Here is a 19,305-nt window from a genome sequence, read left to right as displayed (position 1 = left end):
TGATCGAGTAAGGCCCCGAGCTTGCGAGGGTCCGCATCGAGATCTCGTTCACCGTTGATCTCGATGCGCTCGCTCGCAAGCTCGCGGGCTTACTCGATCAACGAAAAGGGCTGCGACTCTTCCTGCCCACGCTGGTCGCCTGCGGCGGCCCACGCAACTTACTCGACCCGCGGATGGGTGACTCGTCTCGGCCCACGCTGGCTGGCTCGACGGGTTTCTCCCCGTTGATCGAGTGAGCGAGCGAGCTTGCGAGCCCGCGCATCGAGGTCTCGTTCACCGTTGATCTCGATGCGCTCGCTCGCAGGCTCGCGGGCTTACTCGATCAGCGAAGAGTGCTGCGACTCTTCCTGCCCACGCTGGTCTTCTGCGGCGGCACAGGCTACTTACTCGACCAGCGGATGGCCGACTCGTCTCGGCCCGCGCTGACTGGCTCGACGGGCTTCTCCCCGTTGATCGAGTAAGCGAGCGAGCTTGCGAGCCCGCGCATCGAGATCTCGTTCACCGTTGATCTCGATGCGCTCGCTCGCAGGCTCGCGGGCTTACTCGATCAGCGAAAAGTGCTGCGACTCTTCCTAGCCCGCGCTGGCCGCCTGCGGCGCGAGGCGCGGCTTTGTTGCCGTACCTGGGGGCGGGTTACCTGCGCGGGCTACTCAGCTGACGGACTTCGAGATGTCGGTGAGCATGACCTCGATCCCGAGGGGGCCGGTGGCACTGGTCCACGGAACCCCGTCCACGGGGTAGATCTGGTCGGTCTGTGCCGCCTTCAAGCTGGAGAAGCCCGGCAGTTGTTCGGCCGCAGCCAAATCCTTGGTCGCCTGTTCCTGGCCGGCAAGTGCACCGAAGAAGATGTGGTCGGCGTCGATCAGATCGATGTTCTCCAGGCTCACCTTCTGCCCCGATCGGTTCTCGGTCTTGACCGCCAGCTGAGCGGCCTGCGCGGCCGGCCGGACCATGCCGACCTGATTGAGCACCCACGTCGAGAGCGAGCTGCCGCCGACGATCGTCGGTCCGTCGGCCGACCACCGCAGCACCGTCGCCGTCGGCTGGGTACCGTCGGTTTCCGTCTTCTGGACGATCGATTTCGTCGTAGCGATCTGGGCGGAGATCTCGTCGAGCTTCTTCTGGTGCTGCTCGGGTCGGTTCAACACGTTCGCCATGTTCTGGAAGTAGACCTGCCAGGGATCGGTGAAGCGGCCCACCATCACGGTCGGCGCGATCTTGCTCAGCTCGCCGATCGAGTTCTTGGCACCCGTGGTGTCATCGACGACGATGAGGTCGGGATCGAGCTTCAGGATCTGCTGCAGGTTGGGGCTGCCCGACGACGCGACGATCGGGATACTCGCCGCACTCGACCCCAGATATGCTGCGGCGGTGGTCTGACCGCGCGCCGCGCTGGTGCCGACCGGGGTCACGTCAAGCGCCAGCGCCGCGTCGAGTGAACTCTCCGAAATCGTGATCACACGACTCGGGTTCTCCGGAATCTGCACTGTCGTACCATTCGCATCCTGGTAGGCCCTGGTCGCTCCCGACGCCTCTGCGGCGTCGTCGCCGGAGCATCCCGCGACCAGGAAGACGACCGCGAGCACAGCAGTGAGTGCGCACCAGAGGCGCAGGTGGATGGACATTCACTCTCCTCGTGAGGAATCGGGGAACGGGGTGGACAGGTCGTCGAGCAGCAGCGCCGCCCACCAGGGGTCGTCGTGACCGCCCGAATAGACGCGGAGTTCGGTCGGATGCCCGCACTCGCGAAGGGTGTCGGCAACCTCGACGACGGTGGGGGCAAGTTCTTCCTCGAACCGGCCGACGGCCAGACGGATCGGAGTCGACGCCGGATGAGATCGCCGGATCTCGTTGTGAATCCACGATTCCCGATCCGAGACGTCGGCCGGCCGGTGATCCAGACCGGGACGCCACCATACCGACGGCGAGTAGGCGAGGACCTCGTCGACGACCCCGGGATGCCAGATCGCCAGCGTGAGCGCGGCCAACCCGCCCAGACTCTGACCGGCCACGACGACGCGGTTCGGGCGACGCGACATCTGCCCGGCCACCGCCGGGATGAGGACTTCGGCAATCGTGTCGAGCATTGGTCGGTTGCCGCCCAGAAACGCCAGCCGCTCCGAACTCCCCGACGGTGAGTCGATACCGAGGATCGCATATCGCCGTGCGAGCACACCTGTTTCGTGGGCATGTCGAAGGACCGCCGGAAGATCGTACTGGCCACACCACTTCTCGGCATCGAACACCACAATCAGGTCTACATCGGTGTCGTTCGTGTCGCGCGGAATCGACCGTCGATAGCCGAATCGCATTCCGTCGGAGACGATCTGGCCGGACTCGGTGAGATCGCCGACGTCGGCGTCGGTGGGGTCCCAGGCGGCGAGGTCGGGTGCGTCGGCGCAGCGGAGCACCGACCCGAACGGTGAACCGGCGCGTGCCATGCTGTTGATGGGGTCGGGCTCGGCCCGGTTGACGACGTCGCGGGAATACGTGACGCGTCCACCGGAAATGCCCGGTGAGGTCGCGGTGAACGGATAGATCCGATAGGTCGCCATGGTGTCGCGCGGCACGCTGATCTCCGTCGCCCACACGCCGCTGACCGGATTGCGTTGCATGACACCGGCATCCACGTTCCGCTTGTCGGTGATCCGGTTCACCCAGGTGTAGACACCGGTTGGAGCGACACCGTCGGGATGCGTCCACGCGAGGAGCACCCGTTGCCGATCGGGGTCGGCCGGGTCGTCGGTGACGATCGGTGTGCCGTGACTCTCGAGGCGCTCGACCGTGTGCTCCAAGAGGACCGGTCCGGCGGTGCCGAGGACCATGGCCCGCAGTTCCTCGGCGGCCGTCGCCGCGGATTCGTGCACGTCCTCGTTGAGGTGTCGGGCGATCATCGACATCGTCGGTTGCCGAACGAGTCCGGGGTGGGTGGTGGCGACATCGATGCGCGTCAGTTTCCCGGTGAGGTGCGATGTCCACGCGTCCGGGTCCAGGAAGTCCTGGGCGCCTTCGGTCGCCCGGATCAGCAGGGCGTCACCGTCGAATTCCGACGTGGTGTGCGTCCGCATCAGGGTGGCGAAGTGCGCGACGACCGCCGAAATCGATTGCACCTGTTCGCCGGTCAGGCCTCCGAAGGCGGTGTGGGCGCGCCGCAGCGCGCCGACCATGTCGTCGTCGGAACGCGTCGCCGTGTCGTCGTCGACGCCGGCCATGATCAGGAACGCTCGGCGGATCTCGTCGACGGTGGGTGCGGGCTGGTGTTGCCAGAGTTCGCTCGGGTAGGCATCGAGCAGGCACAGCCGGCTGACGTTGCGGCCGCGCGCCTGCGCGATGACCGCCATCTCGTGGGCGATCACGCCGCCGACCGACCAGCCGAGAAGCCGGATCGGTCCCTGGGGGGCAACGCGTTCGACCTCGCGGAGGTAGCTGCGGGCGACCGCGTGCAGACTCGTCGGCAATGGTCCGCCGCGCAGGCCATCGGCTTGCAGGGCATAGACGCCGATCTCGGGGTCGAGGTCACCGAGCAGACCGGTGTAGCACCAGCCGAGCCCACCCGCGGGATGAATGCAGAAGAGCGGCACGGCGTCACCGGCGTCGCGGAGAGTCAGCAATCGGCCGAACGCATCGACGCTGGTATCGCCGGACAGGCGGCGTGCGAGCGCGGTGACGGTCGGTGCGGCGAACACATCCGACACCTGAACGTCGACGTTGCAGACCTCGGCGATTCGTCCGGCAAGTCTGGTCGCCAGCAGCGAGTTTCCGCCGAGATCGAAGAAGCTGTCGGTGACCGAGACCTGGTCGCGGCCCACGACCTCGGCGAAGACCGCCGCCAGGGTCATCTCCAGCGGCTCTGTGGGACTGTCGATCTCGATGGTCCCGAGCTGTGGTTCCGGAAGATTCCGACGGTCCAGCTTGCCGTTGGACGTGGTCGGGATGGCGTCGATGACCGCCATGGCATCGGGCAGCATGTAGCCGGGCAACCGGTGGGTGAGATGACCCCGAACCTCGTAGGTGTCGAGACGCACATCGGGGTCGGGCACCACGTAACCGACGAGAAGGGCCGAGGTGCCGGCGCCGCGCACGACGGTGACCGCTTGCGAGACACCGGGGACGGCCTGCAGCGCCGCCGTGATCTCCCCGAGCTCGATGCGACGACCCCGGACCTTGACCTGGTCGTCACGGCGGCCCACATACTCGACGGACCCGTCGGCGTGTCGTCGCGCGAGGTCGCCGGTCGCATACATCCGTTCGCCGACGGCGTACGGGCTGGCCACGAATCGCGTTGCGGTGAGACCACTTCGCCCGAGATACCCCCTGGCCAGCTGTCGGCCGGCGAGATAGAGCTCGCCGACACTGCCTGCCGGCAGTGGACGCAGCGCAGCGTCGAGGACATACACGGCGCTGTTGTAGACCGGCAGGCCGATCGGTACCGAGGTGTGGTCCCAATCGGGTTCGGGATGCCACGAGGTGATGTCGACGGCGGCCTCTGTCGGACCGTAGAGATTGTGCACCGCGTCTGGGCCGAAGACGTCCATCGCGCGTTCGAGGGTGTGCACGGGCAGCGCTTCGCCGGAACACACGACCAGTCGCAACGACCGCAGCCCACCGGAAACCGGCTCGGCGAGAAAAGCATCGAGCGCAGACGGCACGAAATGACAGACCGTGACCCCGTTCTCGGCGAGCGCGCGGGCCAGTTGTGCGCTGTCGCGCTCCGCGCCCGGCGCAGCCAGGACCAGCTGGGCGCCGGTCATCAACGGCCAGAAGAACTCCCACACCGAGACGTCGAACGCGTACGAGGTCTTCTGGAGGACGCGGTCAGAGGTCGTCAGCCGGTAGGTGTCGTCCATCCACCGCAACCGGTTGACGATCGAGCGGTGTTCGACGATCACGCCCTTGGGCCGACCCGTCGACCCGGAGGTGTAGATGACGTAGGCGGCGTCGCGGGGTCGGGGCACGGCCCGCGTGGAGGCATCCGGGGTCGGGCGGGTCGGGTGGAGTTCGAGCGCGAGCTCGTCCCATCGCCAGGCCTCCGGAGCGAGAGTCGTCGGTGCCGAAAATGATTCACCGGCCGGAGCGAGCAGGACAACCGGAACGGCGTCGTCGAGGATCGTCTCGATCCTCTCCTGCGGCAGCTCCGGGTCGATAGGCAGGTAGGCGGCGCCGGCCAGCGTCGTCGCCACGATGGCCACGACCATTTCGGGGGACCGCGGAAGTGTCAGCGCGACAATGTGATCGGGTCCGGCCCCGTACTCGGTGAGTCGCGCGGCGAGATCGGTGGCGGCGGCGAACAGCTCCGAGTAGCTCAGCGAGCCACCCTTCCATGACACCGCGATGCGATGGGAGTGCTCGGACGCCGCGTCGACGAGGAGATCCCGCAGTGTCTCATCCGCTAGCGCACGACTGGTCTCGTTGTGCTCGACGATCTGTTCGGCGACGTCGGTGCGGTCGGCCACCACCAGTGCGCCGAGCAGTGTTCCGGTCGGGCGCGAGGTCAGCTCGTGGAGCAGGGCGGCGAATCGGTTTGCATGGCGCTCGGTGTCGGTCATCGAGTACCGCTGCGGGTTCGCTTCCACCTCGATCCGCAGACCACCGTCGGGTTGCGGCGATGCGGTGAACGTGACGTCGTCGACCGGCCCCATCGCGATGTTGCCGACAAGGCCGGTGGCCGAACCGAACTGGAGTTCCGGTGTGAAGAACTTGACGTTGACGACAGGGCCGTACAGTGCCCGGTCGCCGTCGAGCACGCCGAGATCGCGACGGATCTCGTGAGCGGGGTGGCCCGAGTGGGGCCGGACCGCCCGGATCTCGCCGGTCACCGCGGACACCAGGTCGTCGATGGTCTGTGTCGGACTCGTCGACACTCTCAGGGGCAGGATATTGACGGCCGGTTCGATGGTCGGGGCAGCGCCCATCTTCCGGTTCGCCCAGGGCATGCCGAGGACGACGTCACGCTCGCCGGACAGCGTGGAGATGTACGTCGCGGCGCAGGCGACAACCGATTCGGCCCATCCGAACGACGGTTGTGATCGGGCCGGAAGCGTTCTGGTCACCCGGTGCGCGCCGTGCTCCGCGGCGCGCGGGGGACGGTCGATGAGGCTGGCCGGGATCGATCCCGGGTCACAGTAATCCGCCCAGAATGCTGCCTCGTCGGGGTCGCCGTCGGCGGAGGTGGTGTCGGCGTCGGAGAACGGGTAGTCAGGCGATGGCGTCCCGGACACGGTCGCCGAGTAGCTCCCGGCCACCCAGCGCAGCAGGGTCGCGAACGAGTAACCATCGACGCACAGATGGTCGATTCGCTGAATCCACACATGATGATCCGGGCCGATCCGCAGAATCACCTGATTGCTCAGCAGGCGGCCGGCGATCTCGTCGCCGGCCGACGCGGCAAGGCCGGTCGACATCACGTCGTCGATCGCCGCACGCTCCGCCGCTCCGGCGTCGGTCGATCCGCCCACGTCGACCCGCCGGACCTCGTGAACACGCCTGTCGGCCGACCGGCGCGGCCCGTCGGGGGTCGCGAAGTACCGGGAATTGAGGGCGGGGATCTCGCCCAGGCACCGGGACAGCACGCCGGCGAACAGGTTCGGGTCGAAGTCGCCACGGATGTCGACCCGCTCGATGCACTGGTAGACGCCCGATCCGGGCACCTGCTGCCGCCCGAACCAGAGCGCGGTCTGGACCGGCGTGAGCGCGACGATCGGCGAAGGCGGCGTGGGCATCGGAAAGAGGCACGACCTTCCTGGTAGGACCCGAACTCAAGTTAGGCTACCCACACTATAAAATCGACGCGTGACCGGATATCCGCATGATCTCGCGCAGAGGTACCGCGACCGCGGCTACTGGATCGGACAGACCCACTCCCACCTGCTCGAATCGGCCGCCGCGCGGTATTCGGACAATGAGGCTGTCACCGACGATCAGCGCAGCCTTACCTACGCCGAACTGCTCACGTCCTCGCACCGCCTGGCGCACGGATTCGTCGATGCCGGTCTGGGTCGAGGCGATCGCGTCGTGGTGCACATGCCCAACGTCACCGAGTATCTCGAGGTCCTGTTCGCGTTGTTCGACGCCGGGCTGGTCCCGGTGTTCGCCCTGTCCTCGCATGGTGTGGCCGAGATCGACGACCTGATCACCCGATCTCGCGCATCGGCGTACGTGACCGTCGACGCCTTCGGGCGGGTGGACTTCGCCGCCATCGCCGGTGCGGTCCGCGACCGTCACCCCCAACTCTTCGTCGTGGTCGCCGAGCTCGGTGCGCGCAGTGATGCGGCACCCGTCACCGACGGGCGCTGCATCGTCGGGCTGGACAGCCTGCGCACGGATCAGGACTCGACGACGGGCCGAACGTCGGGCCCCGAAGACGCCGCGTTTCTGCAGCTGTCCGGCGGAACCACCGGCGCGCCGAAGCTGATCGCGCGCACCCACGACGACTACCTCTACTCGGTGCGTGAGAGTGCGCGCATCTGCGGACTCTCGCAGCGCTCCGTGTTCGGCGTCGTGTTGCCGGTGTCGCACAACTTCACGATGAGTTCGCCGGGTGTCCTCGGGGCGATCCACGCGGGCTCGACGATCGTGATGATCGGTTCACCCGATGCCGACACCGTTTTCGCCGCGATCGAACGGCATCGGATCACCCATATCTCGGCGGTCCCACCGCTGGTGGCCGCGTGGATCGACTCGTCGGCCCGCGCCGCATTCGATCTGTCATCGCTCGAGGTCATCCAGGTCGGGGGCGCGAAGCTGTCCCGAGCGCTCGCCGAGCGTGTGTCGCCCGAACTCGGCTCCGTCCTACAGCAGGTGTTCGGGATGGCCGAGGGGCTGGTCAACTACACGCGACTCGACGACGACCTGGAGACGATCGTCGGCACCCAGGGCCGGCCCATCAGTCCCGACGACGAACTGCGCATCGTCGACGCGAGGGGCATGACCGTGCCCGACGGCACCCCGGGCAGCCTGCAGGTGCGGGGGCCGTACACGATCTGCGGCTACTGGGACGAACAGTCCCCGGAGTCGTTCACCGAGGACGGCTTCTACCGCACCGGCGACCTCGTCGTCCGCGATGCTCGCGGCTACCTGCGCGTGGTCGGTCGCGACAAGGATCAGATCAATCGCGCGGGGGAGAAGATCGCACCCGAAGAGGTGGAGAATCACCTGCTGGGGCACACCGGGATTCGTGATGCATCGGTCGTCGGTGCGCCCGACGACAGCCTGGGTGAACGCATCGTCGCCTACGTGATCCCGTCGGAGCGCTCGGGCGCCGAAGCCCTGAACGAGTTTGGCATCCGGTCCTTTCTCCGGGAGAAAGGGTTGGCCCGCTTCAAGATTCCCGATCAGATTTTGCTGGTCGACGAGTTCCCGACGACGGCCGTGGGCAAGATCAGCAAGACGGTGCAGCGAACAGAGGCGGCCGGCCCGCCGATATCGGCGCGGCAGACCATCATCGACGACCTCGCCGACAAGCTCGGTGTCGACGCCGCAACTCTCGCCGGGTCGACGCCGTTGCCGGACACGGGCATCGATTCACTCATGCTGATGGCGCTGTTGGACAAGTGGCGCTCGACGGGTGCGACCGGCCTGGACTTCGAGAGCCTGGCCACCGTCACGACGGTCGACGAGCTGGTCGCGAGAGTCCTTGCGGCCCAGACGCAGCATGCGCACTGACACGCGCCCGCGCACGGGTACGCAAGCGCACACCCGCAGCGGGGCGACGAACGCCGTGTGGTGGGTGGCCTTCGCGCTGGCGATCGTCGCGCTGGCCTGGTTGAGTCTGTTCGTCGGAGCCCGGCCGGTGGCGATCCCGGTCGTGTGGGACGCCATCATGCACAACACCGGTGGCGCCGACCAGGAGATCATCACCGGATATCGGGTACCACGGGCCCTACTGGCCATCGTGGTGGGTGCCGCGCTCGGCCTGGCCGGATCACTGATCCAGCGGTTGATGCGAAACCCGTTGGGAGATCCGCAGATTCTCGGTGTGAATGCCGGTGCGGCGTTCGCGGTGGCGATCGCGGTCGGTGTCCTGGGGCTCACCAGCGTCTGGTCGTACGTGTGGTTCGCGTTCGCCGGCGCCGTGGTGGCCATGGCGATCGTCGCCGGCCTGGGAACCGCCGGGCGCGGGCCCATGACCCCCGTGCGCGTGACGGTCGCGGGCATCGCGGTGACCGCGGTGTTGTCCGGCGCGGTGCGCGGGATCAGCCTGCTGGATCCGAAGACCTTTGACCAACTACGTGTCTGGGAGGTCGGCTCGTTGGCGGGCCGGGACGGCGAGGTGCTGCCGGCGATCCTGCCGTTCGTCGTCGTCGGGGCGATCCTCGCCCTGGCGCTGTCCCGGTCGCTCGATGCCATCGCCATGGGCGACGACCTCGCGGTGGCCACCGGGGTCCGGATCAGACGGGTCCGCATCCTGACCATCGTGGCGATCACGTTGCTGTGCGGTGCGGCCACGGCCGCGGCCGGACCCATCGGCTTCGTCGGATTGATGGTGCCGCATGCGGTTCGGCTGGTACTCCACGTGAGCGGCTGGTGGCTGACCGCGTTCTCGATGCTGGGTGGGGCGGCGCTGGTGCTGGTATCCGACGTCGTCGGCCGGATCGTGGTGCGGCCCGACGAGGTGCCGGTGGGGATCGTGACCGCCTTCGTCGGCGCGCCCATCCTCATCCTCCTGGTGCGTCAGCTGTCGGCGGGCACGCGATGAGCGAGATCGATTTCGGCCGGCCGACCGTCGTCAGGCGTCGACGGCAGTTCTCGGTGCGCCTGGACCGGCGGTCGATGGTGATCACCGCGATCCTCGCCGTCCTGACCGTCGCCGTCACGGTCATCGCCCTGGGGGCGGGTGACTATCCGGTGGCGCCACTGGACGTCCTGCGCACCGTCTTCGGCGGTGGTGACGCGGCATCGCGGTTGGCCATCCGCGAATGGCAGGCGCCCCGGGTGCTGGCGGCGGTGTTCTTCGGCGCAGCTCTCGCGGTGTCCGGCGCCATCTTTCAGCTCCTGACCCGCAATCCGCTCGGGAGCCCGGACATCATCGGGTTCGGCGTCGGGTCGTACACCGGGGCACTGGTCGTCGGACTCGTGTTCTCCGGGTCCTACCTGCTGATCGCGTCGGGTGCTCTCGCCGGTGGATTGGCCACCGCAGTCGTGGTGTACGCGTTGGCCTTTCGCCAGGGCATCGCCGGATTCCGGCTGGTGATCATCGGCGTCGCCGTCAGCGCCATGCTCACGGCGGTCAACTACTGGCTCATTCTGCGAGCCGATCTCACCCAGGCGATGAACGCCGCCAACTGGGGCGCGGGGAACCTGGCCGGTGTCACCTGGCAACTCGCCGGTCCGGCGATGATCGTCATCAGCCTGCTGCTGGCCGCCGTTGCGCTTCTCGCGCAACGCCATCCGGTCCTCGACCTCGGCCCGGATCTGGCTCGTGCGCTGGGTGCGCAGACCCGCACGTCGCAGATCCTGCTCCCGGTGCTGGGCGTCGCTCTCACCGCCGCCGCCACCGCGGTGGCCGGCCCGATCGCGTTCATCGCGCTCGCGTCACCGCACATCGCCCGACGACTCGTCGGGGGTGGGCGCACGCCGCTGCCGGCCACCGCGCTCACCGGCTCGCTACTGCTCCTGGTCAGTGATCTCATCGCGGCCCACGCGTTTGCCCCTCAGGTGCTGCCCGTCGGCGTGGTCACGGTGTGTCTGGGTGGGCTGTACCTGTGCCATCTGCTCTACCGCGAATTGAGGCAGGACCGATGACGACGATCAGCACCCGCCTCGGAGCCGAGCACGTGACCCTCGGCTATGGCGCCCAACCGATTTCGCGCGATCTGACGGTCGAGATCCCCGACGACCGGTTCACCGTGATCATCGGGCCCAACGCCTGCGGGAAGTCGACGCTGCTGCGCGCGCTGTCCCGCCTGCTCACGCCCGACGAGGGCACGGTGATCCTCGACGGCCGGGCGATCGGGGACTATTCCGCCAAAGAGGTTGCCCGCCGGCTCGGTCTGCTGCCGCAGTCGTCGATTCCGCCCGAGGACATCCGGGTTGCCGAGCTCGTCTCGCGCGGCCGGTATCCGCACCAGCGGTTCCTCCGGCAGTGGTCGCACGCCGACGAGGCGGCGGTGAGCGCGGCGATGGCCGCCACCGGTGTCGACGATCTCGCCGCCGAACGGGTCGACAGCCTGTCCGGGGGCCAGCGGCAACGGGTGTGGGTGGCGTTGATCCTCGCCCAGGAGACGCCGCTGGTCCTGCTCGATGAGCCGACCACCTTCCTCGACATCGCCTTTCAGGTCGAACTGCTCGAGTTGTGCCGATCGTTGAACCGCGATCGGGGCCGCACGGTGGTGGCGGTACTCCACGACCTCAACCAGGCATGTCGATACGCCGACCACATCATCGCGATGCGTGCGGGGCGGATCGTCGCCGCCGGCCGACCGGTCGACGTCGTCACCGAAGACCTGGTGGAGGAGGTGTTCGGTCTGCGGTGCCGAATCATCGACGACCCGGAATCGCACACCCCGCTGATCATTCCGCGACTGCGCGAACGATCCCGGGTGGCACCGGACACCTTTGGTTAGCCTCAACTTACTTAGTGATAGGGTCCACGGCATGAACCTGCGCCGTAATCGACTTGCCGGCATCGGCAGCACGCTGTTGGCGGCTGCCGCCCTCACCCTGGTGGCCACACCCACCGCATCGTCCGCCCCGAACCCGACATTCCGGGTGTCGTCGATCCCCGCGGGCGTGACCAGCGGCGGTGAACTCGCCATCGACACAGGTCGCAACAAGCTGTTCATCACCGACAACGACTTCGTGCTGGCGACCACCGGCGGCACCAACGTCCAGATCAATCCGAAGAAGGTGGACCCGAAGGTGACCATCTTCGGTCTCCGGGCACAGCGCCCGGTGGGTGCCATCAGCTACATCGGGCAACCGTGGGGTGTCATGCCGTTCGGCCCGGTGCCGGTGGTGCCGACACCACAGGTCCCCGACGGCATCGGTCTGGACACCACCCACGGCCGCGTCGTGTCCACCGCCTCGCACGCCAACGGCATCACTATCGTCGACATGAACGCCACCACCACGAGTGCGGCGAACCTGATCTCGCTGCCGCTGGCCCATCCCATGGGGGTGGCGGTCAACGGTGCCGCGAGCCGCGCCTATGTGGCGTTGAACTCGAAGAACGCGGTCACGATCATCGACACCGGGACCCGTCGTCAGGTCGGTGAGATCCCGGGAATCTACGCGCCGAGTTTCATGGCGCTCGACAACTCGCGGCATCGCCTCTACGTCGGGAACGCCGATTACATGGCCAAGAAGACGAACTATGTCGCGGTGGTCGACACCCGCACCAACGCGGTGATCAAGAAGATCCCGACACCGTCGAACTCGCGTCCGGCTGTCGATCCGGCCACCGGCCGGGTCTTTGCGGCCAGCTTCGACACCGGCAAGATCTCGGTCATCGATCCCAACTCGCTGACCGTGGTCAACACGATCGCGACCGGCACCTCGCCGAATAAGGTCGCGATCGACGGTCAGCGTCGCCTGGTGTACACGTCGAATCTGCAGAAACGGACGATCACGGTGATCGACGCGGACACCCAACGGGTCCTGACCACCGTCCCGGTCGGCGTGCCGGTGCACACCATCGTCGTGGACCCGAAGACCGGGACCGTTTACGGTACCCAGCACCAGCTCGGCAAGCTGACGGTCCTCACCGTCACCGGGCGCTGAGCCCGACTCGGGTGCGCTCGGCGATCGCCGTCCGCGCGATGCCCGCGAGATACCGTGCGCCGTACTCGATTATCTCGTCGTTGAATTCGTACGTGGGGCTGTGCACCGGGCCGGACTCGGCGGTGATCGGACCGTTGCCGATGAACGCGTAGGCGCCGGGTATCCGCTCGAGGTAGAACGAGAAGTCCTCTGCGGCGAGGATTCCGGCGCAGTGCGGGTCGACCCTGGTGTCGCCGACCACGTCGGCCGCCACCCGCGCGACACGATCGGCGCACTCCGGGTCGTTCACCGTGCACGGGTACCGGCGCTCGTGGTCGAGTTCGATCGACACCCCGTGCGCATCGGCCACCGACGTGCACGCCTGTCGGACCAGGCCTTCGATCTGCGCGCTCGTGGCCGCGTCCAGACACCGCGCGGTGCCGCGCAGCACCGCACGCGTCGGCACGACGTTGTTCGTCGAGCCGGCGGTGAACTCGGTGATCGAAAGTGTCGCGGGCACAAGCGGATCGAGCCGTCGAGCGACGATGGTCTGGAGCGCGGTGACCAGGTAGGCGCCTGCCGTGATGACATCGCCGGCCAGGTGGGGAGCCATCGGGTGACCGCCCTGGGCGGTGATCACGATCTCGAGGTGATCGAATGAGGCCAGCATCGTGCCCGGACGGACCGCGATGTTCGCCGTCGGCAGGCCCGGAATATTGTGCAGCGCATAGATTTCCTGGATGCCGAAGCGATCGAGGAGGCCGTCGGCGAGCATCGCCGACGCACCCGCGGCGCCCTCCTCGGCCGGCTGGAAGACCAGCACCACCGTGCCGGCGAAGTCCGTGTGCGCACTGAGCATTCGGCGGCCCCGAGAAGCATCGCGACGTGCCCGTCGTGGCCGCACGCATGCATGACCCCGTCCACCCGGGACCGGTGGGAGTGGGTGGTCGCCTCGACGATCGGCAGGGCGTCCATGTCGGCGCGCAGCCCGATCACCGGTCCATCGGTGGCGCCCCGGATCACGCCGACGACACCGGTGCCGCCGACCCCGGTCGTCACATCGACGCCGATCGTCCGCAGTCGTTCGGCGACAACCGCGGCGGTCCGTTCCTCGTGGAAGGCGAGTTCCGGATGTGCGTGGATGTCGCGTCGGATCGCGGCGAGGTGTGCGAGGTTCAAGCCGTGGGGTGCACTCACGGGGCGAGGTTACCGTGTGTCCCGAAACCCTCGACGACGACGCAGGCCCCCAGGAATCCTGGGGGCCTGCGTCGGGATGTCCGATTTACTTCTTGACGACGATGTCGTTGTCGTGCACGCCGGGACCCTGGGGCGCGACGGTCACCTCACCGTTGCCGACCGACGAGAGCGCACGCAGCGTCCACGTGCCGGGGGCGGCGAAGAAACGGAAGTCGCCGGTCGGGCTGGCGACGACCTCGGCGGTGAACTCGCCGGTCGAGTCCAGCAGCCGGACGAACGCGCCAGCCACCGGTGTGCCCGTCTCGTCGTTGACGGTGCCGGTCAGCACCGTCTCCTTCTCGACGTCGACGCCGGCGGGCAGCTTCTGGCCCTGCTTCGGAGCTCCGCACATGCTACTTACCTTCTCCCAGCTCGACGGGCACGCCGACCAGCGAACCGTACTCGGTCCAGCTGCCGTCGTAGTTCTTCACGTTCTGGTGGCCCAGCAGCTCCTTGAGCACGAACCAGGTGTGGCTGGAACGCTCGCCGATGCGGCAGTAGGCGATGGTCTCCTTCTGCCCGTCGAGGCCGGCCTCGGCGTACAGCTCGGCGAGGTCCGCGTCGGACTTGAAGGTGCCGTCCTCGTTGGCCGCCTTGCTCCACGGCACGTTGATGGCGCCGGGGATGTGGCCCGGGCGCTGGCTCTGCTCCTGCGGGAGGTGCGCCGGCGCGAGGATCTTGCCGCTGAACTCGTCGGGGCTGCGCACGTCGACCAGGTTCTTCACGTCGATGGCCTCGATGACCTCGTCGCGGAACGCGCGGATGGTGAGGTCCGGCTCGGCGGCCTTGTAGCTGGTGGCTGCACGGCTCACGGCGTCGGCCGACAGCGGACGACCGTCGAGCTCCCACTTCTTGCGTCCGCCGTCGAGCAGCTTGACGTCGTTGTGTCCGTAGAGCTTGAAGTACCAGTAGGCGTAGGCCGCGAACCAGTTGTTGTTGCCGCCGTAGAGGACGACGGTGTCGTCGTTGGCGATGCCGCGCTCGGACAGCAGCTTGGAGAACTGCTCGGCGTTCACGAAGTCGCGACGCACCGGATCCTGCAGATCGGTCTTCCAGTCCAGCTTGACGGCGCCCTCGATGTGGCCGCCGTCGTAAGCGGTGGTGTCCTCGTCGACCTCGACGAAGACGATGCCTTCGGTGTTCAGGTTCTGCTCAGCCCAATCGGCGCTGACCAGGACGTCAGAACGTGCCATGGTGATTCCTTCCGGATGTTTCTCTGGGGGTGACTACAGGGATTTGCCTGGTGAAGACGTGCGCGAAGAATGTCGACTGGGATCCCGACCGGATCGGATCAGCAGAGGATCGTCTGCCCAACGGGAGGTGTCACAGGTGCGCGTCGTCGCGCGAGCCGCCTTCAGATCAGCGACAGCAACAGTTGGCGATCCGACAGAAGTCGATCGCACGGCGGCGGGTGAGCAACAACTCACGGCGCAGTTGCATGGAGACGAGGGTACACACGGGCACGGCGTCGTCCCAAACCCGGGGTTGCACCGGTTCAGAATTGGTCCGGACGCAGGTCGGCGGCACCTTGGCGGCCCTCGAGAACGACGTCGCTGCCCTCGCTGTAGGCGGTTCGCGGAGCGATGTTCCACGGCGACGGAAGCGCGGGCAGTGTCGCGGTGAACTGCGCGAGGACATGAGTACGGAGATCTGCGGGGACATCGGCGTCGACATGCTCTTCGGGGCCCCGGTAGAAGTCGGTGGCGTCGATGCGAAGCCGGCCGTCGGCCACCGACAGGTCGGCGACCACGCTCACCTTCACCTTCGGACCGGGGTAGGCCGAGGCGGACGGCGGAAATCGGGTCGACGTGTCCACCGGAGGCAACGGAACGGTTCCGGTGAGCAGCACACCACGGGTGCGGCGCAGCAGTCCGTCGCCGGGACCACCGGCGCCGGCCTTGCCTTCGGGTGCGGGGGTGTTCACGGTCAGATCGACGATCCCCAGGAACCTGCCCAGATTCACCGAGTCGAGCCGTGTATAGGCGCTCGCCGACGCAGTGTGTAAGAGATCACTCGACTCGAATTTGAAACCGTTCGACACCGACAACGACGTCAACGTGGCGTCCAACTCGGCGTGACAGGCGCCCGGTCCGGGGCAGGCGACGGGCACTCCGCGGGCGGTGATCACCGCGCCCGGGAACTCGCCGGCCGCGGCATGGGTGAGGAACGGAAACCCGCCGAGAGTCACTTCGGGGTCATAGATTACGCGCGGCGAGGCCCGCAGCGCCTGCGAGAACGACGCCTCGCTCCGCATCGCGACGATGGTGTCGGTGAGAACGGCGATCGCGGCGACGACGAGGATGGTGACGATCCCGATTCCGGCGATCCGACGCGTCCGGCGATGTGGCTGAGAAGTCGACGATGAGCCGCGCCGACGGTCGACTCCGGCCGCCTTGTTAACAGCGAAGCGCGACATTGGCGCTATTCTGTCACCTATCGCGCACATGACGGTAAGGCGGTGTAAACAATCGACCACGCCGGTGCGAGGCTTTTCGCGCATCCGCAACGACGCGGGCGATGAGCACAAGAGTTGGTTGTTCGGGGGACGACGAGATCGGAGTAGTTCGTGGATCTCTTGCTGTTGACCGCCGATCCCAACCCGGAAGCGGTGCTGCCGTCTCTGTCCTTGCTCGCCCACACCGTCCGTGTCGCCCCGACCGAGGTCTCCTCTCTCATGGAGGCGGGTAACGCCGACGTCGCCATCGTCGACGCGCGCACCGACCTCGCCGCGGCCCGTGGCCTGTGCCGACTGCTCGGCAGCACCGGTTCGTCGGTGCCGGTCGCCGCGGTTCTGACCGAGGGTGGCCTGGTCGCGGTCAACGCCGATTGGGGACTCGACGAGTTCCTGCTGCCGGCGACGGGCCCCGCGGAACTCGATGCCCGACTGCGGCTGCTGGTCGTCCGCACCCGGGGCATGACCGCCGAAGAGGCGTCCGGCAAGGTGACGCTCGGTGATCTGGTCATCGACGAGGGCACCTACACCGCGCGACTGCGTGGCCGCCCGCTCGACCTGACCTACAAGGAGTTCGAACTCCTCAAGTACCTGGCCCAGAATGCCGGCCGCGTGTTCACCAGAGCTCAACTGCTGCAGGAAGTTTGGGGCTACGACTTCTTCGGTGGCACGCGTACCGTCGACGTCCACGTCCGACGGCTGCGGGCGAAACTGGGCAGCGAACACGAATCACTCATCGGTACCGTCCGGAACGTCGGATACAAGGCCGTCCGGCCCAGTCGGGGACGTGGCGGCAACGATGCGGCGCTCGACGTGGTGGTCGACGACGAGGAGTTCGGCGACGACCTCGAGGGGCCCTTCGACGAGGAGTTCAGTGCCAGCGCCAACGGAAACTGACTCGTCGGGGCCGATCGTGGTCGATCGGCTGACCACTGACACAGCGGCTTTCGCGCATCGCCTCGTCGAGGCTGCCCGAGTTGCCGACGGGGTGTCGCCGTTGTCCGAGCAGGCTCGTGCCGCCATCGACGCGGTCGCCGATCCTGCTGTGCGACACGTGTATTCGGATACCGGCTACGCGAATGTGCTGGCCGGCCGGGACGGTGAGCCGGCCATGGTCGAGCTGGTGGTGGATCCGGGGCAGCGCCGCCGGGGGCACGGCAGGGCACTGCTCGCCGCGGCCTTCGACGAGGCGCGCAACGTCACCGCCGAACCGGCGCCCCGCGTGTGGGCGCACGGGGATCTCCCGGGAGCCGTCGCGCTCGCCGCGTCGCTCGGCCTGACGCGACGGCGTGAACTGCTGCAACTGCGACGTCCGCTCGGACCGAATCCGCCCGAACTCCCGCCCGTCGACGCGCGCGACGACATCGTCCTCCGCACCTATGCGGGAACGGCCGACGACGCGGAGATCCTGCGGGTCAACAATGCCGCTTTCGACTGGCATCCCGAACAGGGCGGCTGGACCCTCGACCAGATCACCGAGCGGGTGGACAGCGGGTGGTTCGACCCGGCCGGGCTGTTCCTCGCCTTCGACGTCACCGATCCGGCGCGGCTCCTCGGCTTCCACTGGACCAAGGTGCACTTCGTCGACGAGCAGAACCCGGGGGACGAGACGCTGGGCGAGGTCTACATCGTCGGGGTCGACCCGGCGGCACAGGGACGTGGCCTGGGCCGGCTGCTGACGCTGGCCGGACTGCACTACCTCGCCGACCGCGGACTGCCGGAGGTCGAACTGTACGTCGAAGGCGACAACTCCGCGGCACTGCACACATACGAGCGACTGGGATTCACCCGATACGCGATCGACGTCGCGTACGGGTGACGGGAGTCCATCGGTTGGTCGGCGCGCAGCGGGGGAGTCGCTCGACGGTGTCCGTCGTCGGCCGCATGATCGGAACCGCGTGCGTCGCCGCAGGCGTTCTCGGCATCGTCGGCCACTTCTCGGGCCTGGTCAGCGACCTGCTGGCCCGCGTGGCGTCGTTCACCCCGGTTCTGATCCTGATGCCGATCGCCGGGGTGATCGTGTTCGCCGTGGTGCGGTCGTGGTGGCTGCTCTCCGTCGGGGTGGTCGTCCTCTTGGCGGGGGTGAGCACCCAGTTGCCGCTTTACCGCGGCGTCGACGAGGTGGCCCGGCCCTCGGACACCACGGTGATGCAGGCCAACATCTATCTCGGGCGGGCCGACGCCGCGAAGCTCGTCGATCAGGTGCGCAGCCGGAACGCGGACATCCTCACCGTCGTCGAACTCACCCCGGAGGCGGTCGGCCACCTCGACGCGGCCGGTCTGCGGGCGGTGCTCCCCTTCGGCTTCGAGTCCGCGAGGTCCGGTGGCGGCGGCACCGGGATCTACTCGCGGTATCCACTGACCGACGAGGAGCTCATGCCCGGCTTCACGCACTCGAACCTGCGTGCGGTGGCCGACGTTCCGGGCCTGGGCCGCACCGCGGTATTCGCCGTGCACCCGGTTCCGCCCTATCCGGGTCCGGCATGGCAATGGGACGCCGAAATGCGGCGTCTCGGCGCCGTGCTCGCCGCCGAACGGCTGCCGGTGATCGTCAGCGGCGACTTCAACTCTACGTTCGATCACCGTCAGTTCCGCGATTTACTGGCCGGGTCGAACACCGCTGACTCTCCGGAATTGACCAGTGTGGCAAAGTATCTCGGCGCAGGAGTGGTCCCGACCTATCCGGCCGACCGGCGGTTCGGGGCCGTCCTCGCGATCGATCACATCCTCACCAGGGGTGGCTGGGTGCCGACCTCGTTTCATCGGTTCGACATCGCGGGATCGGATCACCACGGCGTGGTGGCCACCATCGCGCCGAGGTGATGCGGTGACCGTGCGGTGACGGACCGCATGATGACGGGGATTCGACAGTAGTTTAGGCTTGCCTAATAATATTCGAGTCACGGTCATCGGGAGGGTCT

Annotated in this window: 13 protein-coding genes and 1 pseudogene; 8 read left to right on the top strand and 6 right to left on the bottom strand. The window is 67.5% G+C overall.

Annotated features, from left to right (window positions below):
• Positions 1-650 precede the first annotated feature (650 nt).
• Positions 651-1,625, bottom strand: a complete 975-nt coding sequence (locus tag ACWDTI_RS18140; protein ID WP_449739491.1) for an ABC transporter substrate-binding protein — start codon at positions 1,623-1,625, stop codon at positions 651-653.
• Entirely contained in the window at positions 1,626-6,719 is a 5,094-nt protein-coding gene (locus ACWDTI_RS18135) for an amino acid adenylation domain-containing protein (protein ID WP_449739490.1), read from the bottom strand.
• A 70-nt stretch (positions 6,720-6,789) separates the two neighbouring features.
• On the opposite strand from ACWDTI_RS18135, the gene ACWDTI_RS18130 reads away from it, so the two are divergent.
• From ACWDTI_RS18130 to ACWDTI_RS18110, 5 genes are read left to right on the top strand one after another with little or no spacing between them, the layout of a single operon-like run.
• Complete coding sequence (locus ACWDTI_RS18130) at positions 6,790-8,661, top strand: AMP-binding protein (RefSeq protein ID WP_449739489.1); 1,872 nt, start codon at positions 6,790-6,792, stop codon at positions 8,659-8,661.
• Complete coding sequence (locus tag ACWDTI_RS18125) at positions 8,651-9,694, top strand: FecCD family ABC transporter permease (RefSeq protein ID WP_449739488.1); 1,044 nt, start codon at positions 8,651-8,653, stop codon at positions 9,692-9,694. The genes ACWDTI_RS18130 and ACWDTI_RS18125 overlap by 11 nt, the downstream gene beginning before the upstream one ends.
• A complete protein-coding gene (locus tag ACWDTI_RS18120) occupies positions 9,691-10,740 on the top strand; it encodes a FecCD family ABC transporter permease (protein WP_449739487.1) in 1,050 nt (349 codons plus the stop codon). The genes ACWDTI_RS18125 and ACWDTI_RS18120 overlap by 4 nt, the downstream gene beginning before the upstream one ends.
• Positions 10,737-11,561, top strand: coding sequence for an ABC transporter ATP-binding protein (locus ACWDTI_RS18115; RefSeq protein ID WP_449739486.1), 825 nt, complete (start codon positions 10,737-10,739; stop codon positions 11,559-11,561). Before ACWDTI_RS18120 ends, ACWDTI_RS18115 begins: the two co-directional genes overlap by 4 nt.
• Positions 11,562-11,592: 31 nt before the next feature.
• Positions 11,593-12,717: a YncE family protein gene (locus ACWDTI_RS18110; protein ID WP_449739485.1), complete on the top strand. Its 1,125-nt coding sequence runs from the start codon at positions 11,593-11,595 to the stop codon at positions 12,715-12,717.
• Here ACWDTI_RS18110 and ACWDTI_RS18105 read toward each other — a convergent pair.
• The 4 genes and pseudogenes from ACWDTI_RS18105 to ACWDTI_RS18090 form a co-directional block, all read right to left on the bottom strand.
• Positions 12,704-13,671 (bottom strand): annotated as a pseudogene (locus ACWDTI_RS18105) (amidohydrolase). The gene ACWDTI_RS18110 and the pseudogene ACWDTI_RS18105 sit on opposite strands and share 14 nt — an antisense overlap.
• Positions 13,672-13,978: 307 nt before the next feature.
• Positions 13,979-14,284 carry a DUF1416 domain-containing protein gene (locus tag ACWDTI_RS18100; protein ID WP_449739484.1) on the bottom strand — a complete coding sequence of 102 codons (306 nt, stop codon included), beginning with the start codon at positions 14,282-14,284 and terminating at the stop codon, positions 13,979-13,981.
• Between the two features lies 1 nt (position 14,285).
• Positions 14,286-15,125, bottom strand: a complete 840-nt coding sequence (locus ACWDTI_RS18095; RefSeq protein ID WP_449739483.1) for a sulfurtransferase — start codon at positions 15,123-15,125, stop codon at positions 14,286-14,288.
• A gap of 302 nt (positions 15,126-15,427) precedes the next feature.
• A complete protein-coding gene (locus ACWDTI_RS18090) occupies positions 15,428-16,348 on the bottom strand; it encodes an LmeA family phospholipid-binding protein (RefSeq protein WP_449739482.1) in 921 nt (306 codons plus the stop codon).
• Positions 16,349-16,498: 150 nt separating this feature from the next.
• Here ACWDTI_RS18090 and ACWDTI_RS18085 point away from each other — a divergent pair, with 150 nt between their 5' ends.
• The 3 genes from ACWDTI_RS18085 to ACWDTI_RS18075 are packed head-to-tail and all read left to right on the top strand — an operon-like array spanning position 16,499 to position 19,207.
• Positions 16,499-17,281 carry a winged helix-turn-helix transcriptional regulator gene (locus ACWDTI_RS18085; protein WP_449739481.1) on the top strand — a complete coding sequence of 261 codons (783 nt, stop codon included), beginning with the start codon at positions 16,499-16,501 and terminating at the stop codon, positions 17,279-17,281.
• On the top strand, positions 17,259-18,203 hold the full coding sequence (gene mshD, locus ACWDTI_RS18080) for a mycothiol synthase (protein ID WP_449739480.1): 945 nt from the start codon (positions 17,259-17,261) through the stop codon (positions 18,201-18,203). The genes ACWDTI_RS18085 and mshD overlap by 23 nt, the downstream gene beginning before the upstream one ends.
• Before the next feature lie 47 nt (positions 18,204-18,250).
• Positions 18,251-19,207, top strand: a complete 957-nt coding sequence (locus ACWDTI_RS18075; RefSeq protein ID WP_449739479.1) for an endonuclease/exonuclease/phosphatase family protein — start codon at positions 18,251-18,253, stop codon at positions 19,205-19,207.
• Positions 19,208-19,305 lie beyond the last annotated feature (98 nt).

Source organism: Gordonia sp. NPDC003424 (genome assembly GCF_053588655.1).
Note: the sequence above shows the minus strand (reverse complement) of the source record. Positions and strands in the feature narration are given on the sequence as shown.